The 244-nt window shown below is 66.8% G+C and carries 1 protein-coding gene; it reads left to right on the top strand.

Annotated elements, in window-relative coordinates:
- Positions 1-2 precede the first annotated feature (2 nt).
- A complete protein-coding gene (locus tag ACLEQD_RS45425) occupies positions 3-140 on the top strand; it encodes an AMP-binding protein (protein WP_410392080.1) in 138 nt (45 codons plus the stop codon).
- Positions 141-244 lie beyond the last annotated feature (104 nt).

Here is a 244-nt window from a genome sequence, read left to right as displayed (position 1 = left end):
CCATCTACACCTCGGGAAGCACGGGCACGCCGAAGGGCGTGATGGTGGAGCACCAACGCGGTGCTTGCGCTTCCTACCGTGCGCGTGAAGCAGACAGGTGTATCGCCGGCCAGCCTTCGGGGCTGCGTGTCAGCGTCTAACGCACCGCTGTACTTCGACGCGTCGGTGCAGCAGTGGGTGGCAGCTGCGTGGACGGCCATTGCCTCTGCATCGTGCCGGAGGAGACGCGGCAGGAGCCCAAGGC

The organism is Corallococcus sp. 4LFB (assembly GCF_046520365.1).
GTDB lineage: Bacteria > Myxococcota > Myxococcia > Myxococcales > Myxococcaceae > Corallococcus > Corallococcus caeni.
Note: the sequence above shows the minus strand (reverse complement) of the source record. Positions and strands in the feature narration are given on the sequence as shown.